Source organism: Streptomyces sp. WAC07094 (genome assembly GCF_036320405.1).
Lineage (GTDB): Bacteria > Actinomycetota > Actinomycetes > Streptomycetales > Streptomycetaceae > Streptomyces > Streptomyces lannensis.
In genome coordinates, this window is sequence record NZ_JAVMJZ010000003.1 from 510,798 (window position 1) to 536,999 (window position 26,202).

General features: G+C 68.7%; 23 protein-coding genes. 12 read left to right on the forward strand and 11 right to left on the reverse strand.

Annotation, left to right across the window (positions count from 1 at the left end):
* Positions 1–70: 70 nt before the first annotated feature.
* Positions 71–652, forward strand: a complete 582-nt coding sequence (locus RCR19_RS41770) for a hypothetical protein (protein ID WP_331270311.1) — start codon at positions 71–73, stop codon at positions 650–652.
* Positions 653–823: 171 nt separating this feature from the next.
* On the opposite strand, the gene RCR19_RS41775 is transcribed toward RCR19_RS41770, so the two are convergent.
* Positions 824–1,420, reverse strand: a complete 597-nt coding sequence (locus RCR19_RS41775) for an SMI1/KNR4 family protein (RefSeq protein ID WP_331270312.1) — start codon at positions 1,418–1,420, stop codon at positions 824–826.
* 745 nt (positions 1,421–2,165) lie between these two features.
* On the opposite strand from RCR19_RS41775, the gene RCR19_RS41780 reads away from it, so the two are divergent.
* Both RCR19_RS41780 and RCR19_RS41785 read left to right on the forward strand, forming a co-directional pair.
* Positions 2,166–2,945, forward strand: coding sequence for an SDR family NAD(P)-dependent oxidoreductase (locus tag RCR19_RS41780; protein ID WP_331270313.1), 780 nt, complete (start codon positions 2,166–2,168; stop codon positions 2,943–2,945).
* Between the two features lie 150 nt (positions 2,946–3,095).
* On the forward strand, positions 3,096–3,731 hold the full coding sequence (locus tag RCR19_RS41785) for a TetR/AcrR family transcriptional regulator (protein ID WP_331270314.1): 636 nt from the start codon (positions 3,096–3,098) through the stop codon (positions 3,729–3,731).
* A gap of 57 nt (positions 3,732–3,788) precedes the next feature.
* Here the strand turns inward: RCR19_RS41785 and RCR19_RS41790 are convergent, their stop codons facing one another.
* Positions 3,789–4,178: a TraR/DksA C4-type zinc finger protein gene (locus RCR19_RS41790; protein ID WP_331270315.1), complete on the reverse strand. Its 390-nt coding sequence runs from the start codon at positions 4,176–4,178 to the stop codon at positions 3,789–3,791.
* A 77-nt stretch (positions 4,179–4,255) separates the two neighbouring features.
* Positions 4,256–5,278: a LacI family DNA-binding transcriptional regulator gene (locus RCR19_RS41795; protein WP_331270316.1), complete on the reverse strand. Its 1,023-nt coding sequence runs from the start codon at positions 5,276–5,278 to the stop codon at positions 4,256–4,258.
* A 141-nt stretch (positions 5,279–5,419) separates the two neighbouring features.
* Here RCR19_RS41795 and RCR19_RS41800 point away from each other — a divergent pair, with 141 nt between their 5' ends.
* The 5 genes from RCR19_RS41800 (at position 5,420) to RCR19_RS41820 (ending at position 12,078) form a co-directional block, all read left to right on the forward strand.
* Positions 5,420–7,243: a sugar-binding domain-containing protein gene (locus RCR19_RS41800; RefSeq protein WP_331270317.1), complete on the forward strand. Its 1,824-nt coding sequence runs from the start codon at positions 5,420–5,422 to the stop codon at positions 7,241–7,243.
* Between the two features lie 129 nt (positions 7,244–7,372).
* The gene (locus RCR19_RS41805; RefSeq protein ID WP_331270318.1) at positions 7,373–8,716 is read left to right on the forward strand and encodes an extracellular solute-binding protein; all 1,344 of its coding nucleotides are present in this window, start codon (positions 7,373–7,375) and stop codon (positions 8,714–8,716) included.
* 33 nt (positions 8,717–8,749) lie between these two features.
* On the forward strand, positions 8,750–9,655 hold the full coding sequence (locus tag RCR19_RS41810; RefSeq protein WP_331270319.1) for a sugar ABC transporter permease: 906 nt from the start codon (positions 8,750–8,752) through the stop codon (positions 9,653–9,655).
* 1 nt (position 9,656) lies between these two features.
* On the forward strand, positions 9,657–10,598 hold the full coding sequence (locus RCR19_RS41815) for a carbohydrate ABC transporter permease (protein ID WP_331270320.1): 942 nt from the start codon (positions 9,657–9,659) through the stop codon (positions 10,596–10,598).
* 46 nt (positions 10,599–10,644) lie between these two features.
* Positions 10,645–12,078, forward strand: coding sequence for a glycoside hydrolase family 43 protein (locus RCR19_RS41820; RefSeq protein WP_331270321.1), 1,434 nt, complete (start codon positions 10,645–10,647; stop codon positions 12,076–12,078).
* A 471-nt stretch (positions 12,079–12,549) separates the two neighbouring features.
* On the opposite strand, the gene RCR19_RS41825 is transcribed toward RCR19_RS41820, so the two are convergent.
* Positions 12,550–13,143, reverse strand: a complete 594-nt coding sequence (locus RCR19_RS41825; RefSeq protein ID WP_331270322.1) for a malonic semialdehyde reductase — start codon at positions 13,141–13,143, stop codon at positions 12,550–12,552.
* A gap of 329 nt (positions 13,144–13,472) precedes the next feature.
* On the opposite strand from RCR19_RS41825, the gene RCR19_RS41830 reads away from it, so the two are divergent.
* Both RCR19_RS41830 and RCR19_RS41835 read left to right on the forward strand, forming a co-directional pair.
* Positions 13,473–14,201 carry an MBL fold metallo-hydrolase gene (locus RCR19_RS41830; protein ID WP_331270323.1) on the forward strand — a complete coding sequence of 243 codons (729 nt, stop codon included), beginning with the start codon at positions 13,473–13,475 and terminating at the stop codon, positions 14,199–14,201.
* A 191-nt stretch (positions 14,202–14,392) separates the two neighbouring features.
* Positions 14,393–15,601 carry a carbohydrate-binding protein gene (locus RCR19_RS41835; RefSeq protein WP_331270324.1) on the forward strand — a complete coding sequence of 403 codons (1,209 nt, stop codon included), beginning with the start codon at positions 14,393–14,395 and terminating at the stop codon, positions 15,599–15,601.
* A gap of 210 nt (positions 15,602–15,811) precedes the next feature.
* Here RCR19_RS41835 and ltaE read toward each other — a convergent pair whose 3' ends face one another.
* The 4 genes from ltaE to RCR19_RS41855 form a co-directional block, all read right to left on the reverse strand.
* Positions 15,812–16,849, reverse strand: a complete 1,038-nt coding sequence (ltaE, locus tag RCR19_RS41840; protein WP_331270325.1) for a low-specificity L-threonine aldolase — start codon at positions 16,847–16,849, stop codon at positions 15,812–15,814.
* A 266-nt stretch (positions 16,850–17,115) separates the two neighbouring features.
* The gene (locus tag RCR19_RS41845) at positions 17,116–18,144 is read right to left on the reverse strand and encodes a PP2C family protein-serine/threonine phosphatase (RefSeq protein ID WP_331270326.1); all 1,029 of its coding nucleotides are present in this window, start codon (positions 18,142–18,144) and stop codon (positions 17,116–17,118) included.
* 254 nt (positions 18,145–18,398) lie between these two features.
* Positions 18,399–18,842 carry a GNAT family N-acetyltransferase gene (locus tag RCR19_RS41850; protein ID WP_331269299.1) on the reverse strand — a complete coding sequence of 148 codons (444 nt, stop codon included), beginning with the start codon at positions 18,840–18,842 and terminating at the stop codon, positions 18,399–18,401.
* Positions 18,843–18,998: 156 nt separating this feature from the next.
* Positions 18,999–19,655 carry a helix-turn-helix domain-containing protein gene (locus RCR19_RS41855; RefSeq protein WP_331269298.1) on the reverse strand — a complete coding sequence of 219 codons (657 nt, stop codon included), beginning with the start codon at positions 19,653–19,655 and terminating at the stop codon, positions 18,999–19,001.
* A gap of 83 nt (positions 19,656–19,738) precedes the next feature.
* On the opposite strand from RCR19_RS41855, the gene RCR19_RS41860 reads away from it, so the two are divergent.
* Positions 19,739–21,241 carry an FAD-dependent monooxygenase gene (locus tag RCR19_RS41860; RefSeq protein WP_331269297.1) on the forward strand — a complete coding sequence of 501 codons (1,503 nt, stop codon included), beginning with the start codon at positions 19,739–19,741 and terminating at the stop codon, positions 21,239–21,241.
* A 565-nt stretch (positions 21,242–21,806) separates the two neighbouring features.
* Here the strand turns inward: RCR19_RS41860 and RCR19_RS41865 are convergent.
* The 3 genes from RCR19_RS41865 to RCR19_RS41875 form a co-directional block, all read right to left on the reverse strand.
* Positions 21,807–23,093, reverse strand: coding sequence for a GH1 family beta-glucosidase (locus RCR19_RS41865; RefSeq protein ID WP_331270327.1), 1,287 nt, complete (start codon positions 23,091–23,093; stop codon positions 21,807–21,809).
* A 109-nt stretch (positions 23,094–23,202) separates the two neighbouring features.
* A complete protein-coding gene (locus RCR19_RS41870; protein WP_331267133.1) occupies positions 23,203–23,469 on the reverse strand; it encodes a protealysin inhibitor emfourin in 267 nt (88 codons plus the stop codon).
* A 33-nt stretch (positions 23,470–23,502) separates the two neighbouring features.
* Positions 23,503–24,573, reverse strand: coding sequence for a M4 family metallopeptidase (locus RCR19_RS41875; protein ID WP_331267134.1), 1,071 nt, complete (start codon positions 24,571–24,573; stop codon positions 23,503–23,505).
* Positions 24,574–24,924: 351 nt separating this feature from the next.
* Between RCR19_RS41875 and leuA the strand changes: the two genes are divergently transcribed.
* The coding region (gene leuA, locus RCR19_RS41880) for a 2-isopropylmalate synthase (protein WP_331270328.1) at positions 24,925–26,202 on the forward strand (1,278 nt) is incomplete at its 3' end.

Sequence of the window (26,202 nt, forward strand, 5' to 3'; positions counted from 1 at the left end):
GGAATCCTCGGGACGGGCCCGGACATGGGCCTCCCCGGCCTGACACTTCACCGCATACGGGGGACACATCATGACCACGGACACGACAGAACCGTACGGGATCCGCAGCGGTGCCGGCCGCAGACCACGACACCGGCGCCGGGGTCTCACGACCATCGCCGTACTGGCCGCCATGGCAGTGGCCCTGCTGGTGGCCCGCATGACACTCATCCCCTGGGCCTATCCGCTGCCCGGGCAGCCCCGGCTCACCGGCTACTGGGAAGGCCGTATCGCCTATTCGGACACCGACAGCAGACGGATACTGCTGCAGATGCGCTATGACGAGAACTGTTCCATGGCCTGCGACATGACCGGGCGAATCAAGGTGTGCGGAGCCGGCAGGAACACCAAAGGCGACCTCGCGGGTGACGTGCACAACTGGCGCGGCAGCCGCTTCACGCTCAACCCCTACCTCCCACGGAGCAAGGGTGATGTGAACATCGAGAAGCTGGACGGCGACTGGAGCGGCGACGTCATCCGGATGCGCGCGAAGGTCGAGTTCCTCGACGCCGACGGTTCATGGGAGTCCTCCCGACAGCCGTCCGCGCCACCCGCCTTCGCCATGCGGCACATCGACGAGGGGGCGTTCGACGCCGGGTGTGCCCGCGGGTGACTCGCCCTGTCCGGTCGCCGGCCCGCCTCCGCCGGGCGTAGGCGGGCCAGGGCCCTGCGATGCCGAAGGCCCCGCCGTGAGCGGCTCGACGCTCACGGCGGACTCACGTACCCGATGGCCGCAACTGACCGCCCCGTGGGGCCGCCCTCCCGGGGCGGCCCCACACCGATGTCACTCCTCGCGCCACCGGAGAGACCCGTTCTCCACCTGCGGGCGCTGAACATCCCAGTTGCCGCGGTCCATTCCGTCGGCGAACGACCTCAACAGCTCGCCCAGGGAAGTCGTCGGATCGGTTTCATTCGGACTTACCTCGGCATAGTGCAGCACACGGAATCCGGAAGATCCGGAGGCATCCAGGGCATAGCCGTAGTAGGCGCGTTCAAAGTCCCAAATGACCGGGATCAAGTGGGGTTCCCAGTAGCCCTCGGCCTCCTGTGCCACGTCCAGCAGCTGGGCGTGCGTCTCGACGATCTCCTCGCATCCAAGGAGCACCTTGCCGAACGGGAAGATCGCCGAATCCAGGTGCCTGACCGGCACCACCCGTCCGCTGGGAAGGGTCCGCGTAGTGTCCTTCGCGCCGCTGCCGTTGTTCGTCCGCAGCAGCGCCTCGAGCACGTCGGGCACCTCGAATCCCAGCGCGTCGCGCAGGCCCGCAATGTCCTCGTCCGTCGCCGGACCACGCAGCGCCTGCGCCGTGGACGGGGCGTTGGCCGTGATCCAGCGTGCAATCCACCCCCAGGCCGCCCGCACTTCTTCGATCTCGGACACTCCGGCTGCACCGCCTCGCTCGAAATTCGGAACTACTCGTCGGCACCGCACGCCATCGGCGTACCAGCCGGCTTGCCGCGCCGGAGGCCTGTGTCCTCACGTCGGCGCACTTTCGCGCGGCCCGACCCTAGCCGGGCCGAGAGCACGGAGTCACCCGGCGGCCGGGCAGCCGCCAGGCGTGAGCTGGGGGCCAGGGGAATTGGCAGGGGCGCAGAGTGGGCCACGGCCCTCCGCCGGCGATCGACCGCATCAACGCCCTTAAAGAGCGTTTTGACCGATCCAGCGCGGATCGGCCGGTCATGAAGCGGTGCATATTCCTTGAGTCGAAGGAGACTCGTCGGGCGTTGCGGCGGTGTTCGGAGTCGTAGGCGCTCAGAGGGGTGGGCCGTTCAGCCGGGCTGTTCTCGGCGACGGCCCGGGGCAGGGCCCCCGCGCCGAGAATCGATGTCCACGCCCCCTGTTCCCGATCCGGTGTCTTGGCGTGGGCCGCATCGCCGACCAAGCCCGGAATGATCGGCGGCGCCGTCGAGCGCGGCCGGTGAATCGAGCTACGGCGCACGTCCCGCCGGACTCCGAGGTGACCTTCCGCATCGACGGCAAGCGTCCGTCTTCGAATCGTCCAAGCGGATGCGATTCCGCTCGCCGCCTGGGTGCGGACCGGCAGTGATGCCATCCACCCACATGTTTACGGGTGTAGACTTAGCTCGAAGTCTACAGTCGTATACAAACCTGGAAGGACAGTGCGATGGACGTGAACCTGGAGGGCCGCCGGGCTCTGGTGACCGGTTCCAGCTCGGGGCTCGGCGAGGCGATCGCGCGGCTGCTCGCCGCCGAGGGTGCGGACGTCGTCGTCCACGGGCGCGACGAGGCCCGCACACGAAAGGTGGCGGAGGAGGTCGGCGCTGTCGCCGTGGCCATCGGCGACCTCACCACGGACGAGGGAGCCGACGCCGTGGCCGCCACCGCCGGAGAGACCGACATCCTGGTCAACAACGCCGGGGCGTACGACCACATCGGATGGACCGACGCCACCGCCGATACCTGGGTTCGCACATACGAGGTGAACGTGGTCTCGGGCGTGCGCATGATCCAGCGGTTGGTACCCGGGATGCGCGGGCGCGGCTGGGGCCGGGTGATCCAGATCGGCGGTGGGCTCGCATCGCAGCCGATCGCCATGCAGCCCCACTACAACGCGTCACTCGCGGCGCGTCACAACCTGGCCGTCTCCCTCGCGCGGGAACTGAAGGACACCGGAGTGACCTCGAACGTGGTCGCCCCCGGAGCGATCCTCGTCGACGCCGTGGAGCGGTTGTTGACCGGGATCGCTCCGGATCACGGCTGGGGGGAGTCGTGGGAGGAGATCGAGCGCAACGCCGCACGCGACTTCGTGCCCAACGACATCGGTCGCTTCGGCCGCCCGGAGGAGATCGCGGGTGCCGTCGCATACCTCGCCAGTCCGTACGCCGACTACATCAGCGGTGCCACCATCCGCGTCGACGGCGGCACGATCCGCTCGGTGAACTGACGCGCACCCCCATCCGCCGGCGACGGCACGGCCTTCACCACGCAACCGTGCCCACAACGGGGTCACCCCGGCGCCATCGAGGTCAGGAAGAGTACCGACGCATGTCTACACTCGTAGACTTATTCTGTTCTCCCGACTAGACTGCCCGCCATGAAAGAGGACCCTCCCGCGCCGCCGTCCACCGATCCGGCCGCCAAGCGACCGCGGGACGCCAAAGCGACACGCGAGGCGATCCTCCGATCCGCGGTGGAGGCATTCACCCGGTTCGGCTACGACGGTGTGGGCGTGCGCGAGATCGCGAAGTCCGCCGGCGTGACCGCCATGCTGGTCAACCGCTACTTCGGTTCCAAGGAAGAGCTCTTCGCCGAGGCCGTGGAGGAGTCCTTCGCGCCGCGCACCGTCGTCACCGACGACCCGCGCACGCTGAGCCGTGATGTCGCCAGAGTGCTGGTGGACAGGACGGCACCCGAGGCGGACCATCTCGATCCGTTCCTGTTGATGCTGCTGTCCGCGCCCAATCGGAGGAGCGCGGAGATCATGCGGGAGGGAATCGAGCGCCACGTGGAGCGGCATCTGGCCGGACTGCTCACCGGAACGGGAGCACGCGAGCGTGCCGGACTGGCACTTTCATTGATCGCCGGGGTGTGGCTGATGAGGAAGGTCATCGGCGACACGGCGCTGTTGCAGGCCGAGGGCGACGATCTCGCCCGACGACTGGAAGCCGTCTTCGAACTCCTCTTCAGGGACCCTGAGCGCGAAGAGGACGCGGGCGTCCAGGACGCCTGAGCGGTGGTCCGAACCGGCTCCCGCTCCGACAGCGCCGGGACCTGCTTGTGCAGGGTGTCAGCGCGGGCCGGAGGCCGCGCAACGCACGCACATGGTCGACGCCGGACGTACTTCGAGCCGCTCCCTCGGAATCGGCTCACCGCACTTCACGCACTTTCCGTAGTCGCCTTGCTCCAGCCGTTCCAACGCCCGGTCCAGCTCTGTCAGATGCTTCCGGGCCCGGTCCAGCAAGGAGGCGACATGAGCCCGCTCGAAGGCCGTGCTCGATCCTTCCGGGTCGTGTTCGTCGTCGATGGCCACGAAGGCGTTCGCTGCGACGATCCCCTCGAATTCTCGACTCAGCGCCGCGATCTGCGCGAGCGTCGCGGCACGTTCGGCGGCCAGTAGCTCGCGGAACGACTCACCCTCGACCGCGGGGACGGCGGCGTTGTGGAACTTGTCGCTCATATGTGTAGGAACGTCTTCGCCCCCGGCCGGATTCCACAGAGCCGACTACGAATACCGCATACACGACGACCTGACGATCAGCCGCCCGTGCTCTCCCGGACGATGATCCGGTGCCCGGCCACATGGTCGCGCAGGGCGGCGCCGTCCGGGGCGTCGATCCGCTCCAGCAGCAGGGACACCGCGGCCCGCGCGATCTCCCGCTTGTCGGGGGCGACCGTGGTCAGGCTGGGCACGCTGAAGCGCGATGCCTCGATGTCGTCGAAGCCCACGACGTCGAGGTCACCCGGGACGGAACGGCCGTGTTCGTGCAGTGCCCGCAGCGCGCCGAGCGCAAGGTGGTCGTTCAGGCACAACAGTGCGTCGGGGCCAAGGCCGCGTTCCACCAGCGAGGCGGCCGCGCGAGCGCCGTCCCGCCAGTGGTAGGCGCCGACTGGGATCACCAGGTCGGCGTCGAAGGGCACTCCGGCGGCCCCGAGGGCCTCCCGGTAGCCGTCCGTGCGCAGCCGGTCGGTGCCCTGGCGGCCGCGGACGGCACCGCCGACGACAGCGATACGGCGCCGGCCCCTGGACAGCAGATGTTCCGTGGCCTCGCGTGCGGCACGCACATTGTCGATGCCCACGTGGTCCGTGCTGCCCCCGGCGGGCCGCTCGCCGAGCAGTACCACCGGCAGTCGTCGATCGCGCGTGGCGAGGTCGCGTGGGTTGAGGGCGAGCGGGCTGAGGATGACGCCGTCGGAGAACTGGGCGTCGAAGCCCTGCAGCGCGGCCAGTTCTCGTTCGCGCACCGCCTCGGTCGAATGGAGGAGCACGGTGCGGCCGCGGGCGGCGGCCTCGTCCATGACGTGCTTGGCCAGTTCGGCGAAGTAGGCCACGTCCAGCTCGGGGACAGCCAGGGTGATCATGCCGGTACGGCCTTGCCGCAGTTGGCGTCCGGCGATGTTGACGCGGTAGCCCAGGGCGTCGATCGCCTCCTGGACGGCGGCACGGGTTCGTTCCGAGACATGCTCGAAGTTGTTGATCACGTTGGAGACGGTCTTCGGGGAGACACCGGCGTATTCCGCCACGTCCTTGATCCTGGGTCTGGCCGCCACGCTGTTCATCCTTCCGCCTGCCCATGATCGTACCGACCGTCACGAATCGGTTGCGGGCCGGATCGGTTCCCGCCGACATATTTACATCGATGTAATCGCCATGATGCCATGTGCCCCGCACACCTCGAGTCCCAAGGCGCAAGGAGCCCCATGCCCCTCCCCCGCCCCTCGGCCCCACCCCGCCCCGAATACCCGCGGCCGCAGTTCGTCCGGGAGACCTGGCTGAACCTCAACGGCGAGTGGCAGTTCGAGATCGACCGGTCCGACACCGGTCTCGAGCGCGGTCTGCGGGAGAGAGAACTCGCCGACCGCATCGTCGTCCCGTTCTGCCCGGAGTCCGAACTCTCCGGGATCGGTGAGACCGACTTCCTCGAGGCCGTCTGGTACCGGCGCACGGTGACCGTCCCGGCCGCCTGGGCGAAATCCCGGGTGCTGCTGCACTTCGGTGCCGTCGATCACGACACCACCGTGTGGGTCGACGGCACCGAAGTGGCACGACACCGCGGCGGTTTCACCCCGTTCACCGCCGACCTCGGTGATGTCGCCGAGCCGGGCCACGAGTTGACGATCGTCGTCCGCGCCCGCGACAGCCGTCACGGCGTTCAGGCTCGCGGCAAGCAAGCCACCTGGTACGCCAACTCCCACTGTCACTACACCAGGACGACGGGAATCTGGCAGACCGTGTGGATGGAGCCGGTCCCGCGAACGGCCGCGCTCAAGCGCCCTCGCATCACGCCCGACCTGGCCTCGGGCTCGTTCTTCCTTGAACTGCCGCTGACCGCAAATGTCCCCGGTCACCGGCTGCGGGCCATCCTCGCGGACGACCAGGGCGAGATCATCTCGTCCGAGACCCGCGCGGACCTCGATCTCGCGCCCCGGCTGGTGCTTCCCGTGCCGGACGATCGCCTGCGCACGTGGTCACCGCAGGATCCGCACCTGTACGACCTCACACTCCAACTGCTCGACGCCGACGGCGCGATCGTGGACTCGGCCCGCTCGTATGCGGGTATGCGCTCGATCTCGTTGCACGGCAAACGGCTGCTGCTCAACGGCGAACCGGTCTTCCAGCGCCTTGTGCTCGATCAGGGCTACTACCCCGGCGGGCTGATGACCGCGCCGGAGGACACCGACCTGGTCCGCGACATCGAGCTGGGACGTGCGGCGGGCTTCAACGGCGCCCGGCTGCACCAGAAGGTGTTCGAGGAGCGCTACCTCTACCATGCCGACCGGCTCGGATACCTTGTCTGGGGCGAGTTCGGCGACTGGGGGTGCGAGGTGGGCGTCCGCGACGACAACCAGCAACCGGACGCGTCGTACGTCACCGAGTGGCTCGAGGCCCTGGAGCGGGACTACTCGCACCCCTCGATCGTCGGCTGGTGCCCCCTCAACGAGACCTACCAGCCGTTGCACGACCGCATCACCCGGCTCGACGACGTGACCCGCGCCATGTTCCTGGCCACGAAGCAGGCCGACGGCACCCGCCCCGTCGTCGACGCCTCGGGCTACGCCCACCGGGTGGCAGATACGGATGTGTACGACTCCCACTGCTACGAGCAGGACCCGGTCGCCTTCGCCAGGGTGATGGACGGCCTGGCGGAGGACCGGCCGTACGTGAACGCGGCGCCCGACGGCCGGCACTGGTCGCTGCCGTACCGGGGGCAGCCTTACTTCTGCAGCGAGTTCGGCGGCATCTGGTGGGACCCGGAGGCCGCCGCCGCGACCGGCGAAGAGCGCGACAGTTCCTGGGGCTACGGTGAACGGCCGTGCACCGACGAAGAGTTCGTCGACCGGTTCACCGGGCTGACCGGCGTGCTGCTGGGCGACCCGGACATGTTCGGCTACTGCTACACGCAGCTCACCGACGTCTTCCAGGAACGCAACGGCGTCTACCGCTTCGATCGCACCGAGAAGGTCGACACGGGCCGTCTGCGCCAGGCCCAGTTGCGCCCGGCGGCCTACGAGAACACTCCCTAGCACGGTTCCGCGCGAGCGGAAGCACAGCGCATCCCGCGCAGAATTTACATCGATGTAAGAAATGAGCCGTGCGGCGGCGGTGCTCCGGTCTCGCCTTCGGATGCAGCGTCGCCGCTGGAAAGGAGCCCGATGACAGGCATACCCGCGCCCGTCGGTCCCCCCGGCCTGAGCCGGCGCCGACTGCTCGGCACCGCCCTCACCTCCGGTGCGGCCCTCCTCGGCGCCGCAGCCCTCAGCGGCTGCGGGTCGGCGCAGGCCGCCGACGCGTCGACCGTCCGCCTGTGGGATCTGTTCAGCGGCGCCGACGGCGGCCTGCTCAACGACATGGTCCGCGCCGCACGTCCCGACATGCCGGGCACACGTATCGAGCGCACCGTCCTTGAATGGGGAACCCCGTACTACACCAAGCTCGCCATGGCCTCCGCCGGTGGCCGCGGCCCCGACGTCGCCGTCGCGCACATGTCCCGTCTGGCCGGCTACGCCCCCACCGGTCTGCTCGACCCCTGGGACCTCGACGTCCTCGCCGAATACGGCGTCGGACGCGACGACTTCGCCGATGCGGTGTGGGCACGCACCCAATATCGCGGACACACCTACGCCGTCCCCCTGGACACGCACCCGTTCATCGTCTTCTTCCACCCCGAACCGGCCGCAAAAGCCGGCCTGCTCACCCCGGACGGCGCCCTGGACACCGAGGCTTTCTCCTCCCCCGACCGCTTCCTGGCCGCCGGCAGGGAACTGGCCAAAGCTTCCGGCCGGCAGGGCATCGCCTTCGGCTACGTCACGGACACGGCGCAGGGCTGGCGCCTGTTCTACGGCCTGTACCGGCAGACCGGCGGCGCCTTCGACCTGCCCGAAGGCGGACCCGCCGAGGTCGACGTGGACCGTATGGCCGAGGTCATCGCGTTCATGGCGAAACTCGTCGACGGGCGGGTCAACCCCAAGCGGCTCGACTACCCCGCCGCCATCGCCGCGTTCGCCAACCGGCAGACGGCGATGATCCTCTCTGGTGAATGGGAGCTGGGTACCTTCCGCACCGCGGACAAGAACGTGAGTGCCGCCCCCTTCCCCACCGTCTTCGGCACCCCGGCCGTGTACGCCGACTCGCACTCCTTCGTCCTGCCCCGCCACCCCGACCCGGACCCCGAGCACCGCCGCCGTACGCACCGGGCGGTCGCCGCCCTCCTCAAGGCCGGCCAGATCTGGGCCACCGCGGGCCACATCCCCGCCTACGGGCCCGTCACCCGGACGAGCGCCTACGCACGACTACAGCCCCAGGCCCACTACGCCGAGGCTCAGGATCACGTCGTCCTCGACCCGTCGGTGTGGTTCGCCGGCGCCGGATCGGACTTCCAGAACGCGATGTCCCAGGTGCTGCAGCAGGCTCTCCTCGACGGCCTCGCCCCCGACCGTGCGGCGCGCGCCATGGTGCAGCGCCTGAACACCTTCCTCTCCAAGCCCAGTCCGGCCTGACCCGGCCGCACACCCCGCGCAGGAGGCACAACGATGTCCTCTCCTCAGGCCGCGCCCCGCACCGGGGCCCCGTCCGGGCGCCGACCGGTCCCGCCGGGTCTGCTGTTCGCGCTGCCCTTCCTCGTCCTGTTCGCCGTCTTCCTGCTGTGGCCGCTCGGCCAGGGCCTGTGGATGAGCCTGACCGACACCTCTCTGTCGGCACACAGCCCGGGCTTCGTCGGCGTCGACAACTTCACCGAGGCCCTGGGCGACGCCGCAATGTGGAGCTCGCTCGGTCACACCGTCTGGTTCACGCTGATCTCGACCGTTCCGCTGGTCCTGGTCGCCCTCGTGCTGGCTCTGCTCGTCCACACGGGCCTGCCCGGCCAATGGGTGTGGCGGCTGGCCTTCTTTGCCCCCTATCTGCTGCCGGTCGGCGTCGTCAGCCTGTTGTGGATCTGGCTCTACCAGCCGGACCTCGGCCTGTACAACCACCTCCTCCACATCCTCGGTCTGGAACAGGTGGCCTGGCTCAGCGACGAGTCGGTCGCCATGTGGGCAATCACCCTGACCACGCTGTGGTGGACCGTCGGCTTCAACTTCCTTCTCCTCCTAGCCGCGTTGCAGTCCATCCCCGACCACCTCTACGAAGCCGCCGCCATCGACGGCGCGGGCGCCTGGCGGCGCCTGTGGTCGATCACCCTGCCCCAACTCGCCCGCATCAGCGCGGTGATCACGGTGCTGCAGATCCTGGCCTCGCTGAAGGTCTTCGACCAGGTGTACCTGATGACCAAGGGCGGTCCCAACGGCTCCACACGCCCCGTTGTCGAGTACATCTACGACGTCGGCTTCACCGGTTACCGGCTCGGTTACGCCTCGGCGATCAGCTACATCTTCTTCGCCCTCGTCCTGATCGCCTCCGCCGTCCAGTACGCCGCCCTCCGCCGCCGGGAGAAGTGACATGACCTCCACCGATCTGCCCGTCCGCACCGCGCCCACCCGGCAAAGCGAGCTAGGCGTGCGGGAATCGATGCCTCGACAGCAGGCCCGCCGCAGCCGCACTAATCTCACCCTCGGGGACGGCGCCCTCGCCCGCGTGCTCGCGCTCGCCGCGCTCGTCGTCATGACGGTGATATGGCTGCTGCCCATGGCATGGGCCCTGCTGACCGCCTTCAAGTCCGAGGCGGACGCCAGCGATCCGGCCCACTGGTTCTGGCCCCGGCACGGGTTCACCTTCCACGGCTTCAGCTCCGTGTGGCAGCGCGGAGACCTGCCCCTGTGGATGCTCAACAGCCTGCTCGTCTCCGCCGCCGTCACGGTGATCACCGTGCTGGTCTCGGCTATGGCCGGCTACGCCTTCTCCCGCACCCGGTTCACCGGCCGCCGCGTGCTGTTCGCACTGACCGTCGCCGCCGTTCTGGTGCCGCCCCAGTTGATGATCGTGCCGTGGTTCCGGCAGATGCTCACCCTGCACCTGGTGGACACATACGCCGCGGTGATCCTTCCGCAGACTGTCGCGCCGGTGATGGTGTTCATCCTGAAGAAGCACTTCGACTCACTGCCCCACGAGCTGGAGGAGGCGGCCCGCATCGACGGTGCCGGCCACTGGCGCATCTTCTGGTCGGTCCTTCTGCCGCTGTCCCGCCCGATGCTGGCGGCCGTTTCGATCTTCGTGTTCATCGGGGCGTGGAACAACTTCCTGTGGCCCTTCGTATCGACCTCCGACCCCGCGCTGATGACCCTGCCGGTAGGCATCACCTCCGTGAAGGACGCCTACGGCATCCAGTACGCCCAGACGATGGCCTCCGCCGTCCTGGCCGCACTTCCCCTCGTCGTGGTCTTCATGTTCTTCCAGCGGCACATCGTGAAGTCCGTCGCGACGACGGGTCTCGGCGGCCAATAGGCACCCTGCCGACACACCACCCACCCCCTGCAGCGAAGGAGCCGCCATGCGCGCAGCACGGCGCTTTCCCCGCCTCACCCTCCTCCTCGTCCTCCTGTTGGGACTCGTCACCGTCCCGCAGACCGTCGTCACCGCGTCCGCCACCGAGACGGGCACCTTCCGCAATCCGCTCAACACCGGCCCGGACCCCTTCGTGACGTTCTGGAACGGGTCCTACTACCTGACGACGACCCAGGGCGACAGCATCCGCATGTGGCGCTCGTCCTCGCTGGGAACCCTGCTGACCGCCGCCCCCGTCACCGTGTGGACCGACACCGATGCCTCGCGCAACCGCGACATCTGGGCACCGGAGTTCTACCGCTTCGGCGACCGCTGGTACCTCTACTACACGGCGGACGACGGCATCGACGACCATCATCGCCTGTACGTCCTGGAGTCGGAGCGTGACGACCCGGCCGGTCCCTACCACTTCAAGGCGAAGCTCGCGCCGCCCAACCACGTCTCCGACTTCGCCATCGACCCCGGAATCCTCCAGCACGACGGGCGCCTCTACCTCGCCTATGCCGGTATCAACGCGTACCAGCACAACGGCATCAACATCGCCCCGATGTCCAACCCCTACACCGTCTCCGGCGACGCCGTCGCGATCGACGCCGCCGGCGGCTGTGCCGAGGTGCGCGAGGGACCGGAGTTCCTCAACCGCAACGGCCGTACGTGGATGACGTATTCGACATGCGACACAGGCAAGCCGGACTACCAGGTCTGGATGATGTCCCTGCGCGAAGGCGCCGACCCGCTCGTACCCGCCAACTGGGAGCAGACCTCCGGCCCGGTGTTCTCCCGTTCGGACGACCACGGTGTCTACGGTCCCGGCCACCATGCCTTCTTCCGCTCCCCCGACGGAACGGAGGACTGGATCGTCTATCACGCCAAGACGACGTCGGCCTACACCTACACCGACCGCACCACCCGCGCCCAGAAGATCACGTGGAAGGCGGACGGCGGTCCCGACCTCGGCCGCCCGCTCGCTGTCGGCGCCACCCAGGAACTGCCGGCGGGCGACCCGGGCTCCGGTACCTACTGGATCAATGACGACGGCCGGTCGAGCGGCGACGGCACACTCGCGTACACCGGCACCTGGAACTCCGGCACCGGATGCGCCACTCAGTGCTTCTGGGGCGACGATCACTGGAGCGACCGAAGCGGCAACACGGTCACCTGGACCTTCACCGGAACCCGTATCGCTCTGCTGTCCGTGCGCGACACCGGCAACGGCATCGGGGCCCTGAGCATCGACGGAGGTTCCGAGCAACGCGTCGACTTCTACGGCGCGATGCGCACCGGGGAGACGTTGCAGTACGTCAGCCCGCAGTTGCCCGACGGTCGGCACACCCTGCGTCTTCGGGTCACCGGCGAGCACAACTCCCAGTCACAGGCGGCGTTCGTGAGCGTGGACCGGGCGGAGGTGTACACCAAGTGACCGGTCGGGCGTCGTAGCGGATGCGGTCCGCGCCCGATCAACCTGACACGGCCAAGCCTGGGCGGGGACAGCAGGGCTCCGGCGGCGATGACGACGGTGCTCGCAGCACCGTCGGCGGACAACTGCGGCCGGAGCAGGCCGGAAACCCTCTCGGTGACACGGAAGCGTGCAAGCGGCACCGGCGAACCGCGGCTTCACGTCGGCCGCACCCTTCGGGCACCCGCTCCGGTCGCACGCCTTGATACGACGGACCACCAGATCACTGCGTTCCGCGGTGGAGTCGCCTGCGTCCCGTTGTCCGGGACCGGCCTGTCACCGATCATGTACGCAGCCTCGGGTGATTGCATCACAGAAGCCGACAGGTCGGCGGCCCTGCCCGGAGAGCAGGGCCGCCGACCTCGTGGCCGAACGTGCACCGCTGCCGTCGGCAGGACCCGGCGGCAGCGGTCCGGACGCGGGTCGGACTGCGGCTCAGACGGCGTCGAAGACCTCGTCGTAGTCCAGACGCGGGCCGCGGGGGTACGAGGCGTTCTCGCCGGGCTTGCCGATGTTCACCACGACCAGCACCGAGTGGTCGCCGTCGGGGAAGAAGTCCTTCTCGATGCCCGCGGCATCGAAGCCGGTCATCGGGCCGGCGGCCAGTCCGGCGGCCCGAACGCCGAGGATGAAGTAGCCGATCTGCAGCGCGGCGTTCAGGGTCGCCGACTGCTCACGCACCGGCCGTTCGCCGAAGACCAGGTCCTTCGCCTCGGGAAACACCGGGAACTGGTTGGGCAGCTCCTCGTGGAACTCGTTGTCCGCGGCCAGGATCGCCACGAGGGGTGCGGCGGCGGTCTTCGGTGCGTTGTTCGCGGTCATATGGCCCACCAGTCGCTCGCGGGACTCGGGAGTGCGCACGAGCACAACGCGCAGCGGCTGCTGGTTGTAGGCGGTCGGGGCGTACTTCACCAGGTCGTAGACGGCCCGCACCTGCTCATCGGTCACCGGTTCGTCGGTGAAGGTGTTCGCGGTGTGCGCATCCCGGAAGAGAAGGTTCTGGGCGGCCGGGTCGAGCTGGAGGGTCATCAGATACCTCGGTTGAATCGGGGACACCCATCACTGAGTGTTGTTGAATCTTCCACCACTATAGGTGAACGTTCAACGAGTTTGCCGTTCCCGTCTGTGACGCTGGGCACAATGTCCACAATGTGGTCGCGCATCTCACAGTGCAGCGGACCTGCAACGTCGGTCCTCACGAGAGCGATCACCGGACGGCCTGACATCGCTTCCGGCACTGGACGACACCGGGGCAGGCATTCCGGCGCCGGGACCCGATGGGCAGTCCAGCGGCCTTCGATGCAACGCCCGGCTCCCGTCCATGGCCTTGTCGGTCGGCAGCGTGGGAGCATGCGGCGGTGCGGGAGTTGACCGTGTTGGGGACATGCGGCGCCTGGCCGGAAGCCGGCCGGGCGGCGAGCGGCTTCCTCCTGGAGATCGACGGTTTTCGCCTGGCCCTGGACCTCGGGTACGCAACCCTGCCTCGACTGCTGGAAGTCTGCCCGGCGAAAGCACTCGACGCCGTGGCCATCACCCATGAACACCCTGATCACTGCGCGGATCTGAGCGCACTCTGTCGCGCGCTGCTCTTCGGCGGAGGGCTCGACAACCGCCTGCCGCTGTACTGCCCGCCAGGGGTGCTCGAGCGGGTGCAGGCGATGGAGCCGACCGAGGATCTGCGCGAGGTCTTCGAACCACATCCTCTGCCCGGCAGCCACGAGATCGGCATCTTCCGGCTGGAAGGGAGCCCGCTTCCGCACCACGTGCCGCACGCCGGCGTGCGGTTGACGGCACCCGGACTGACCGTGGCCTACAGCGGCGACGCCGGTGGCGACCACGCGCTCGGCGAACTGGCCCACGAGGCGGACCTGTTCATCGCCGGCGCCACATTGCAGGGCGCCGCCACCGACCCTCGTCTGCTCGGTGCGGCCGAAGCGGGCCGATGGGCCGCTCGCGCGGAAGTACGGCGCCTGCTGCTCACGCACTTCTGGCCCGACACGGATCGAGGGCGGTGCGTCACAGAGGCGGCGGCCACATACGACGGGGAGATCCTGGCCGCAGCGGAAGGGCTGGTTCTCCCGCTCTGAGGCTCGGTCGCATCAGCCGCGCCACGTGACGCAGCTCGGCACCGTCCCGACACGCACCCACACCGTACCGAAGTAAAGCCTTTGCATGGTCTAGTCCAAACTGTCACTTGGTCTAGGCCAATCCATTGACGTGACTACAACAACTCACCAGGCTGGGACGGCTCCCCCACCACCCCCACCGGAGGCACGCAGTGAGACGTCTTCGTGCATGTCTGGGCGCGGTCGCCGCGGTCGGACTGGCCGCCGCAGGCACGACCGCGCTGGTAGCGGGCAACGCCTCGGGCGCGACAAGCGCCCTGAGCAACCGCTGGTACGCCGCGGCCCCCTATCTGATGCCGCTGGACAACGACCCGCCGGACGCGGGCGCAATCATGGACGCAACCGGACTCAAGGCCTTCCAGCTGGCCTTCGTCCTCGCCCCCAACGGCGGCGGCTGCTCCCCCACCTGGGGCGGCACCGCGGCGGTCTCCTCGGACACCGCCGTCCAGTCCGTCATCAGCAACATCCGCGCCAAGGGCGGTGACGTCTCCGTCTCCATCGGCGGATACGGCGGCACAAAGCTCGGCCAAACGTGCTCGGACGCAGCGGCCACAGCGGCGGCGTACCAACAGGTGATCACCAAGTATGGCTTGCGCGCCATCGACTTCGATCTGGAAGAGCCGGAGTACGAGAACACGGCGGCCGTCAAGAACGAGATCGGCGCTGCCAAGATCCTCCAGCAGAACAATCCCGGCCTCTACGTCTCCGTCACCACGGCCGGTACGGCCGACGGCACCGGCTGGTTCGGCAAGCAGATGCTCCTGGAAGCGAAGTCGCAGGGATTCACCCCGAACAACTTCTCGATCATGCCCTTCGACGGCGGTTTCAACGGCGCCGCCTCCCAGACCGGCGCACTGACCAACTTCAACCAGATCCTGCAGTCCACGTTCGGCTGGGACCAGGCCACCGCCTACGCCCACGAGGGCTTCTCGGGCATGAACGGTCGCAGCGACACCGGGGAGATGTTCACGCAGGCGGACTTCCAGAGCGTGCTGGACTACGCCACCAGCCACAATATGGACCGCTTCACCTTCTGGTCGCTCAACCGGGACCGCCAGTGCAATCCGCCCGACAACGGCGGTCGCACCTCGGGCACCTGCTCCAGCGTCCCGCAGAACGCCGGGGACTTCGCCAAGTACTCGGTGAAGTTCGCCGGAGTCACCCCGCCCACCGGCACCCCCACCGGCACGCCGACTCCCCCGAACACGACATGCAAGCCCGCCTGGAGCTCCACCGCGGTCTACACGGCAGGGAACGAGGTCTCGTACAGCAACCACAACTGGAAGGCCAAGTGGTGGACCCAGAACGAGCAGCCCGCCGCCACCGAGTGGGGCCCCTGGCAGGACGAGGGCGCCTGCTGAGGCTCTGAGGTACCCGGTCGCCCTTGCGGGGAACTCGAGAGATCCCCGCAAGGAACCGGCGCCACCGTGTCACCGCCTCACAGTGGTGGACGGCGGGGGGCCCACCGGCCGACTACGGGACCCGCCGAGCCCGGCTGCCCGGTCGGCCGCACGGGCGCGTGGGACATGCCGGTGGCTGAGCCCGGTGCGCTGTAGGGGCCCCGCCCGCCCTCAGGCGGCGCTTGCGGCCACGGTCTCCCGGACCAGATGTGCCGCGCGCTCCGCGTCCGCCCTCGAGACGTCGAGATGGAAGACGAACCGGAACTGCGGCCGACCCCCAGTGCACAGCACACCCTGCGCCGCGAGCCGCTCCAGCAGATCCGGCGGCGTGACCCCCGGCACCGGCCGCGCGAACACCATGTTGGTGCGCGCCGGGCCGACCTCGAGCCCCGGTACGCCGTCGAGGATCTCGGCGAAGAGTGCGGCGTTCGCGTGGTCGTCGGCCAGCCGCTCGACGTGATGGTCCAGTGCGTAGGAAGCAGCCGCTGCCAGGACGCCCGCCTGCCGTATACCGCCGCCCAGGGCCTTACGCCACCGCCTCGCCTGCCCGATGAACTCCGTCGAGCCGAGCAGCACCGACCCGACCGGCGCCCCCAAGCCCTTGCTGAAGCACACCGACACGCTGTCGAACGGCTCCACGATCTTCCGTGCCCCTTCGTAGGGATCGCCGCCGCCGGCCACCGCGGCATTGAACATCCGGGCCCCGTCCAGGTGCGTCGCCAAGTGATGCTTTCGGGCCAGTGCCGTGGCCGCCTGAACATACTCGGGGGCGATCACCGTGCCGCTGAACGTGTTCTCCAGACACAGGAGCCTGCTCCGCGCGAAGTGCGGGTCGTCCGGCTTGATCGCCGCCTCGATGTCCGCCAGATCGAGGGTCCCGTCCTGGTGCGGCAACGGCTGCGGCTGGATCCCGCCGAGCGCGGCCGCCCCGCCGCCCTCGTGGCTGTACAGATGGGCCTCCGCCCCGGCGATGTACTCCTCGCCCCGCCCGCAGTGGCTCAGCAAGGCGCACAGGTTGCTCTGGGTTCCGGACGAGACGAACAGCGAGGCGGGAAAGCCGAGCAGCTGCGCCAGCCGCTCCTGGAACGCGTTCACGGCGGGATCGTCACCGAACACGTCGTCGCCCACCTCGGCCTGTGCCATGGCGGTACGCATGGCGTCGGTGGGGCGGGTGACGGTGTCGCTACGCAGGTCTATGACGTTGTCCATACCCCTTTACTACAGCTCCGACCTTGGGGACCCACTCGCGGGGTGACCGGGCCGAGGCATCCACCACGAACCCGACCGCCGTCACAAGGCGACCGTCCCCTCCATCGGCACCCTCAAGTTCGGGTCGAGGGACAGACATCACTCCAGAAGACCTACAGGTCCCACTCACAAGTCTCCGGTTGCCGCCACGCGCGGCCGCGTACCTACGCGGTCCGCGGCACCCTCCATCGCGCAGTGGCAGGTGCGCACCGGAGGCGACGGAGCCGTCACTCCGTCCGATCGGCGAGGCGCTGGATGGCGATGAGGGCGGCATCGTCGCCGAGAGGTCCGCGAGCGTGGCTCAACAGGTCCTCATGAACGTGTCGGACAAGGCGCTCCGGGCCACCTGTGCCGTCCCAGGCCGCCATCCGTTTGGAGAGCGGATAAAAGGTGCCGTTGGGGCTGGCTGTCTCGATGACACCGTCGGTGTAGAGAAGCAGGACGTCGCCGGCCACGAAGCTGAAGGTGTCGACGACGTACTGATCCACTGTGGGGACGGTGATGCCCAGCGGGAGTCCGGGACTGCGGGCATCCAGGGCGCTGATCTTGCCTTCGTGGAGCAGCAGCGGCGGCGGATGGCCACAGCTGATCGTCTCCACCCGCCCGACGTTGTCGGGGAAGTCCAGAAGAAGAACGGTCACGAAGGACTCGTCGGCCTCGGGGTCGTCAGCGGCGGCGTTGGCCCAGTTCCAGTACATGGCGTTCCCCAGATGTATCGCCATGTGGGGAAGCGAGAGATTGCGATAGGCCGAGCCATGGAAGGCGCCGAGCAGGAGGGATGTGTCCTTGATGACGGGCAGCCCCTTGCCCCTGACATCACCGATGATGACCCGGGTCACCCGGTCGGCGCGGACAGCCGCGAACAGGTCGCCGCCGACCCGTGCGTCCAGCTCCGCGGCGATGTAGTCGGTGGCGATACGCAGCGGGCCGGCGCGCCGGGGAAGCGGGCGTATCAGGACTTCTTGCGCGGCCGCTGCGATGGAGCGCGTATGGGCGAGTTGCCGCTCGCGCAGGTCGCGGACGGCACGGAGGGCGACCAGGAACCCGGAGACCACCGCGAGGCCGATCACCTGAATCTCGAGCCCGGCAGTGAGCCCGCTGCCCTCTGCGATCGCCGAGAGGACTTGGCCTGCCACGGCCAGGGCGCCCATGAGCCCTGTGAGACGAGGACCGGCGAAGGATGCGGTGACCGCGGGAGCGACGATCAGCAACGGACCCAGTTGGGAACTTTTGCCCGTGAACACGTCCGCGATCATGATCAAGATGATCAGACCGAGCGGGATCACGAGCAGTGCGTGACTCGGCCGTACGGCCCGCCGAGCTCCCGGCATATCCGACTTCGCGCCCATATATCCCATGCTCGCACTCAGGCACCCGGGGCGAACACCGCACCCGCAGCGGCGCACACGACCCCTGCCGCCCCGGCCGGACCGGCACTCGGGGACGGCCCGCGCGGTACAGAGCCCCACCGCGGACCCGCGCGGCGAGCGGGCATGGCGAGGCCGACGGGCTACAGGCTGGTGCGATAGAAGGGCTTGTCCGCACGCGGCTCGACACCCTGGGCTCTGTAGAAGTCGAGGGCCGGAGGATTGCCGGCGTCCGCGGTCCACTCCATCCGCGAGCAGCCGGCTGCACGGCCCGCCTCGCGGACGGCTTCCATGAGCCGCCCCGCGACACCGTCGCGCCGGTGAGCCTCACGTACGAACAGTTCCTTGAGATAGATCGACGTGTCGGCGCCGGCGGCAGGCCAGACGAAGCTGTACGAGGCGAATCCGAGAGCTGTGTCGCCTTCGCGGGCGATCAAGACGGTGGCAACGGGTTGTGGGCCGAAGAGCGCCACGCGGATCTGCTCCTGATCCACGCGGGTGTCGACCCCGCCGTAGTAGGCCTCGACCTCGCCGAGGAAGTGCGCCACGAGCTCGACATCCGCTTCGATCGCCTTCTCGATCCTCACCAGCGCCACCCTTCTCTTCCGCGGGAGACGCCAACACCTCACGCACCACCCGCACTTCCGACACCGCCCGTGCCCCGGGACCTTAACCGCAGGACCCAGGGCACGACAGACGGTCACCGAAGAGCGTCGCCGTCGGCGAGACCTGCCATGGGGCGATCATCGGGCACTGGTGTCACGGCTGCGGGACAGATCGCCCAGTCCGTTCTCCAACAGCGTGAACGCATGGTCCGCGTCGGCCACAGCTCCCGGATGACGCGCGTCCGCCGGTTCTCCGTACGCCAGACGTGCGGCGTTGTCCTGCGCCAGCGCCCACTGGACCGCGACGATCTGGACGGCGGCCAGCCGCGCGGTGAGCTCCGGGGTTGCGGCCGTCTCCTGCAACGCATCGGCGAGCGCACGTTCGGCGCCGGCCTTGAAGCCTTCCATCCGGGCCACCAGTGAAGGCGTGTCGAGGATCATCCGGGTGAGCCGCAGCACCTGCGGGTGGTCGTTGAGCCCCGTGATCGGGTCCCGGTCGTCCAGCCCCTTGAGGAAGTGCTGGCGCACTGCGGTCAGTGGGGCGGTGGGGGGCAAGCGGTCCCGCACAACACGCGCCGTTTCGGTCTCGTGGTCGGCGAGGCGATGCACCACGAGGTCTTCCTTGGTCGGGAAGTAGGCGAACAGCGTCCGCTTGGACACCTCGGCGGCCTCCGCCACCTGCGCCACCGAGACCTGGTTGAAGCCGTGCTCGAGAAACAGCGCGATCGCCGCGTCGGAGATCGCCGCATGGGTCCGCCGCTTCTTCCGTTCCCGTAGCCCTGGCCTGCCGTCCACGACGCACACCGTAACAGAGATCTTCCCCGAGGATATTTCTGCACCTGGTATACATTTACTCCGAGGCGAGAAATGCTGAGGGAGTGAAGGTGTTGACCGAGATCGAGACCGAGGTCGTCGTCGTGGGCGCAGGCCCGACCGGACTGATGCTTGCGTGTGAACTCACCCTGGCGGGGGTCGAGACCGTGGTGCTGGAGAAGCTGCCCGAACGCATCCGGCAGGTGAAGGGCGGCGCTATCCAGCCCCGCACCGCTGAAATGCTGGAACTGCGCGGGCTGCTCGAACCGTTGCGGCGCCGGGCCGTGCTGCGAGAGCCGATCGGCGGGCACTTCGCTGCTCTGCCCGTGCCTCTGGACTGCGCTCCGTGGCGGACCAGGCACCCCCACCCGATCGCGATCCCACAGTGGGAGATCGAGGAGGTGCTTGAGGAGCGGGCGATCGGCGCCGGTGCACGGGTCCTGCGCGGCGCCGCGGTCTCAGCGGTCCAGGCGGACGACGACGGTGTGGTCGTCGCGGCGGGTGGCCTGCACGTGCGGGCCAGCTACCTGGCGGCCTGCGACGGTGGCCACAGCACGGTGCGGAAACTGCTCGGGCTGCCGTTTCCCGGTAGGCCCGGGACGCATCAGGCGGTGTTGGCCGACATCCGTCTGTCCGCCGTCTCGCCACTGGTGCCTCAGGAGATGGGGCACATGAGCACCCTCACCCGCCAAGGGGGCGGCTACTGGGCCATGCTGGCCCCTCTCGGCGGCGACCGGTACCGCTTCACCTTCGGACGCGCGGACCGGGCGGACGTCGACCGCGACACTCCGGTCACCCACGAAGAGATCACCGCGGCGCTCCGGGCGGTGTACGGCCAGGAGACCTCGCTCGGCGGCGTGGACAACTCCTCGCGATTCGGCGACGCCACGCGCCAGTTGGAGGACTACCGTGCGGGCCGGGTCCTGTTCGCCGGCGACGCAGCACACATCCACCCCCCGCTGGGCGGCCAGGGACTGAACCTCGGAATACAGGACGCGTTCAACCTCGGGTGGAAACTGGCCTCGGTCGTCCAGGGTCGGGCGCCCAGCGACCTCCTGGACAGCTACCAGGCCGAACGGCACCCGGTCGGAGCCCAGGTCCTGCACCACACCTCGGCGCAGCGGGTGCTGGCCGATCCGCACCCGAACGAGGACGTGGCCGCCCTGCGTGCCATCTTCATCGACCTCATGCGACTACCGGACGCCAACCGTCACTTGGCGGGCCTGATGTCCGGGCTCTCGCTCCGCTACGAGTTGCCCGGAAAGCACCCGCTGACCGGACGGCGCGTGCCGGACACCGACCTGGTCACCACGGCGGGCCCCACCCGACTCTCGGCGCTCTTCGCCTCAGGACATGCCGTACTGCTCGATCTCACCGGCGCCGTCCCGGCCGAACTCGAACTTCCGCCGCGAGTCGACCTGGTCCGCGCCACCTGCGTCGACGATCTTGGGGCCGCCGCCCTGCTCATCCGCCCTGACGGCTATGTCGGCTGGGCTGCCGACACTTCCGCCGAGTGCGGCGACGACCTGCTCGCCGCACTCGCGGGCGACCCGGTGGCGCTGTCCTGAAACCGGCTCGGCCGCGGCCTGCCCGAAGCTGCCCCGCTTCGCCATCCCTGGATGCGGTGGCGCGCGCATCGATGCGCGCGCCACCGCATCCAGGGATGGCGCTTCAGACAGAAAGCGGCCGGCATTCCATGCAAGATGCGACCCTTCTTCACACGCATAACCAGAGGTATGCGGAATGCAGGTACACGCATCGCGAAAATCCTCAACGCATCCCCGTCCGAAGTAATTTCCCGTGTCCATGATTCTGCATGATAAACTGGGTTTGTGGTGCGCCAGCCCGAACTTCTGCGAGACATAGCGCTGAGGACCGGATTGAGGCCAACGTGGGGCTCCTTTGTCACCACCCGCTATGGGCCCTTCCTAATCGCGCTCACGATGATCGCCGCCATTATGGTCGCCGGATTCATGCTTCCCCGATCCGAGCACCTGGCCTCTCTGATGGCCACCGTCCCGGCGGCGACCGCCACTCTCGCCGGTGCACGGTTGACTGCCGTGATCGCCGGCCTCTCGTGCGTCGGTTCCCTGGTGCTCGACGCGTACGACGGCCTGCTCGGCACCTCCATATTCATGTGTAGGACGCCTTCGGGGTTCGCTCCAGCGTCTCGAAGTCCGTGTGCACCAGCCCGAAGCGGCGCGCGTACCCCTCGGCCCACTCGAAGTTGTCCAGCAGTGACCACACGAAGTAGCCGCGTACGTCTACCCCCGCCTCGACGGCCCGGTGCAGCGCCCGTATGTGGCCGTCCAGATAGGCGATGCGCTCCTGGTCGTCGACGCCCTCGTACGAGCAGCCGTTCTCGGTGATGAGGACGGGCGGGAGCCGGTCGCCGTAACGCCCGGCGAATCCGGTGAGCAGCTCGGTGAGCGCCTCCGGGACCACCGGCCACCCGAAGTCCGTGACCGGGCGGTCCTCGATCTCCCGGACCGTGAAGGGGAGTTCGGCGGGGAACGAGAGACCGCCGAACTCGATCTCCGCGCCCTGCGGTGCGCCCACCCTCGTCGGCGCGTAGTAGTTGATCCCGTACCAGTCGATCGGTTCCGCGATCACCTTGAGGTCGGCCTCGACGTCGCCCGGCATCAACTCGCCGATGCCCTCGGGGTAGCGGCCGATCAGGACGGGGTCCGAGAACAGGCGGTTGAGCAGGAGGTCGTAGAACTCCGCGGCCTCCCTGTCCTCCGGCTTCTCCGACGCCGCCCAGGTCGGGCCGTGCGAGTTGGCGATCCCGATGTCGCCCGCCCCGGCCGCGCGCAGTGCCCGTACGGCCAGGCCGTGGGCGAGCAACTGGTGGTGGGCCACCGGCAGCGCGTCGAACATCAACCGCCTGCCGGGGGCGTGGACCCCGAGCGCATGGCCCAGCAAGGTGTGCTCGGCGGGCTCGTTGAGTGTGATCCACTTGGCGACGCGGTCGCCCAGGCGCTCGGCGACGACCGACACGTGGTCGGCGAAGCGGGACGCAGTGTCCCGCTCCAGCCAGTCCAGGGCCACCGGAAGGTCCCAGTGGAACAGGGTCACCACCGGCCGTATGCCCGCCGCGCACAGGGCGTCGACCAGGCGGTCGTAGAAGTCGAGGCCGCCGGGGGAGTCCACCCTCGGCCAGGAGACCGAGAAGCGGTAGGCGTCCACACCGAGGCCGGCCAGCAGCGCCACGTCCTCGTGATAGCGGTGGTAGGAGTCGCAGGCCACCGCCGCCGTCGAGCCGTCCTTCACGCGCCCCGGCTCGGCGGTGAACACGTCCCACACGGAGGGCTCGCGCACGTCCGCCGCCCCCTCGATCTGGTGCGCCGAGGTCGACACACCCCACAGAAAACCGGCCGGGAACTGAGGCATCGGGTTCGTCACCATGCGCCGGATCATCCTTACCGTCGGTAACGGAAGTCAACGGCCGGGCACGAACCGAAAGCCCGAACCTCGAGGGCGGCCGGGTCCCTGCCCGGCGCCTGGGAGGGTCAGGCGCCGGGCAGGGTCAGGCGCCTTCCTTCAGCACCCGTGACACCAGTGCCCGTTGCTCCTCGGTCAGCCGGGGGTCCGCGCAGTACACGGTCCGGCCGTCCACGGTGATCTCGTAACTGAAGCCGTCCGGCACCACGGCGGGTGGCGCGTCCCGGCCGGCGGCGACCGCCCGCTCGGCCAGGGAGTGCCACTCCTGGGCATCGGACCGTCCAGAGGTCTCCACCTCGGCCCGGCGCTCGATACCCGCGAACCCGCCCGTGCGCCTCACCCGAATACGCATGGCACCTGTCTAGTACGACAACGGGCGTGCGGGCTACGAGGCGGGCACCCCGACCTGTTCCCAGGCCTTGAGGACGGCATCCTGCTCCTCGCCGTCCTCGGTGTAGCGGGTCCTCGCCGCCGCCACCGTCAGCCTGGCGAAGTCCGCGAAGGTCGCCTCCGCCTCGAGACCGCCGCCGGTCAGCACGTCGTACCAGATCTGCCCGGACCGTTCCCAGGCGTTGCCGCCGAGGGCGGTGGCCACCAGGTAGAAGGCCCGGTTGGGGATACCGGAGTTGATGTGCACCCCGCCGTTGTCGCGGCCGGTGTTCACATAACCGTCCATCGTCGACGGCTGGGGGTCCTTGCCGAGGACGTCGTCGTCGTACGCGGTGCCCGGTTCCTTCATCGAGCGCAGCGCCTTGCCGGTGACGCGCGGCGCGAGCAGCCCCGCGCCGATCAGCCAGTCGGCGTCGGCGGCGGTCTGGCCGAGCGTGTACTGCTTGATCAGCGAGCCGAACACGTCCGAGAGCGACTCGTTGAGCGCGCCCGACTGCCCGAAGTAGGCCAGGTTCGCCGTGTACTGGGTTACTCCGTGGGTGAGTTCGTGGCCGATCACGTCGACCGGGATGGTGAAGTCGAGGAAGATCTCGCCGTCCCCGTCGCCGAACACCATCTGATCGCCGTTCCAGAAGGCGTTGTCGTAGTCCTGGCCGAAGTGCACCGTCGCGTCGAGCGGCAGCCCCTTGCCGTCGATGGAGTCCCGGCCGTACGCCGTCCGGTACAGCTCGAAGGTGGCGCCGAGCCCCGCGTAGGCACGGTTGACCGATGCGTCCTGTCCGGGCTCGTCGCCCTCGCCGCGGACCTTCCTGCCGGGCAGGCTCTCCTGGTGGCCGGCGTCGTAGACCGTTCGGTACGGCTTGCCCGCGGTGTGCTCGGGCGGGGCGGCCGTGGGGGCGCCGATGACGGTGGTCAGCCGGCGCCGGGTGCGCTCCAGGGCGTCGCGCTCGAGTGTGCGGCGCGCGGGAGCGGCGAGTCCGGAGTCCTCGTGCTGTGCGAGCCGGTCGAGGACGTGGGGCGGCACGATCGTGCAGAAGACGGGCTGGAAGCCCCCGGGGGTGGTCATGAGCGGAACCATTGCACTGTGTAACGAGATTGTCACTACCTGCAACCGTGATTGGTGAACTGCCGCCTCGACGGGCCGCGTGTCGCCGGGTGCGGTGCTATGGGCTTCCGTGCGAAGGGGGGCGGTGTGATGTGGCGCACTTTATGTCCGAATTGTCCCAGCGGTCCCGCATACTGATACAAGCCTTCGCAGCCGGCGTGGCTCGGCTAGCATGCGGAGCATCATGCGTTTCGGGCTGCTCCTCCTTAGCTGCCGCGGCGAGGGCCTGTAGTCGAGGCCGACTCCCTCCCCGCGGAGTTCGGCGTTGCGCCGTCGGCCGTCCTTCCGGACCCCATGAGGAGCCCACGCACCATGGCCAACCGCCAGCAGCCCACTTCCATGCCGATCCACAAGTACCGTCCGTACGACCAGGTCGACATCCCCGACCGTACGTGGCCCGACCAGCGGATCACCCAGGCTCCGCGCTGGCTCTCCACCGACCTGCGCGACGGCAACCAGGCCCTGATCGACCCGATGTCGCCGGCGCGCAAGCGTGCGATGTTCGATCTGCTGGTGAAGATGGGCTACAAGGAGATCGAGGTCGGCTTCCCGGCCTCCGGGCAGACCGACTTCGACTTCGTGCGCTCGATCGTCGAGGAAGAGGGCGCGATCCCGGACGATGTGACGATCTCCGTACTGACCCAGGCCCGCGAGGACCTGATCGAGCGGACCGTCGAGTCGCTGAAGGGCGCGAGGCGCGCGAACGTCCACCTCTACAACGCCACGGCCCCGGTCTTCCGCCGGGTCGTCTTCCGTGGCTCCCGGGACGACATCAGGCAGATCGCGGTGGACGGCACCCGGCTGGTGATGGAGTACGCCGAGAAGCTGCTGGGTCCCGAGACCGAGTTCGGCTACCAGTACAGCCCCGAGATCTTCACCGACACCGAACTGGACTTCGCCCTGGAGGTCTGCGAAGCGGTCATGGACGTCTGGCAACCCGAGCCGGGCCGCGAGATCATCCTGAACCTGCCCGCCACCGTGGAGCGCTCGACCCCGTCCACGCACGCGGACCGTTTCGAGTGGATGCACCGCAACCTCTCCCGCCGCGAGTTCGTCTGCCTGTCCGTCCACCCCCACAACGACCGCGGCACGGCGGTCGCGGCGGCCGAGCTGGCCCTGATGGCCGGCGCCGACCGCGTCGAGGGCTGTCTGTTCGGCCAGGGCGAGCGCACCGGCAACGTCGACCTGGTCACCCTGGGCATGAACCTCTTCTCCCAGGGCGTCGACCCGCAGATCGACTTCTCCCACATCGACGAGATCCGCCGCACGTGGGAGTACTGCAACCAGATGGAGGTCCACCCGCGCCACCCGTACATCGGGGACCTGGTCTACACCTCCTTCTCCGGCTCCCACCAGGACGCCATCAAGAAGGGCTTCGACGCCATGGAGGCCGACGCGGCCGCCCAGGGCAAGACGGTCGACGACATCGAGTGGGCGGTGCCGTACCTGCCCATCGACCCCAAGGACGTGGGCCGCTCCTACGAGGCCGTCATCCGCGTCAACTCCCAGTCCGGCAAGGGCGGCGTCGCCTACGTCCTGAAGAACGACCACAAGCTGGACCTGCCGCGCCGGATGCAGATCGAGTTCTCC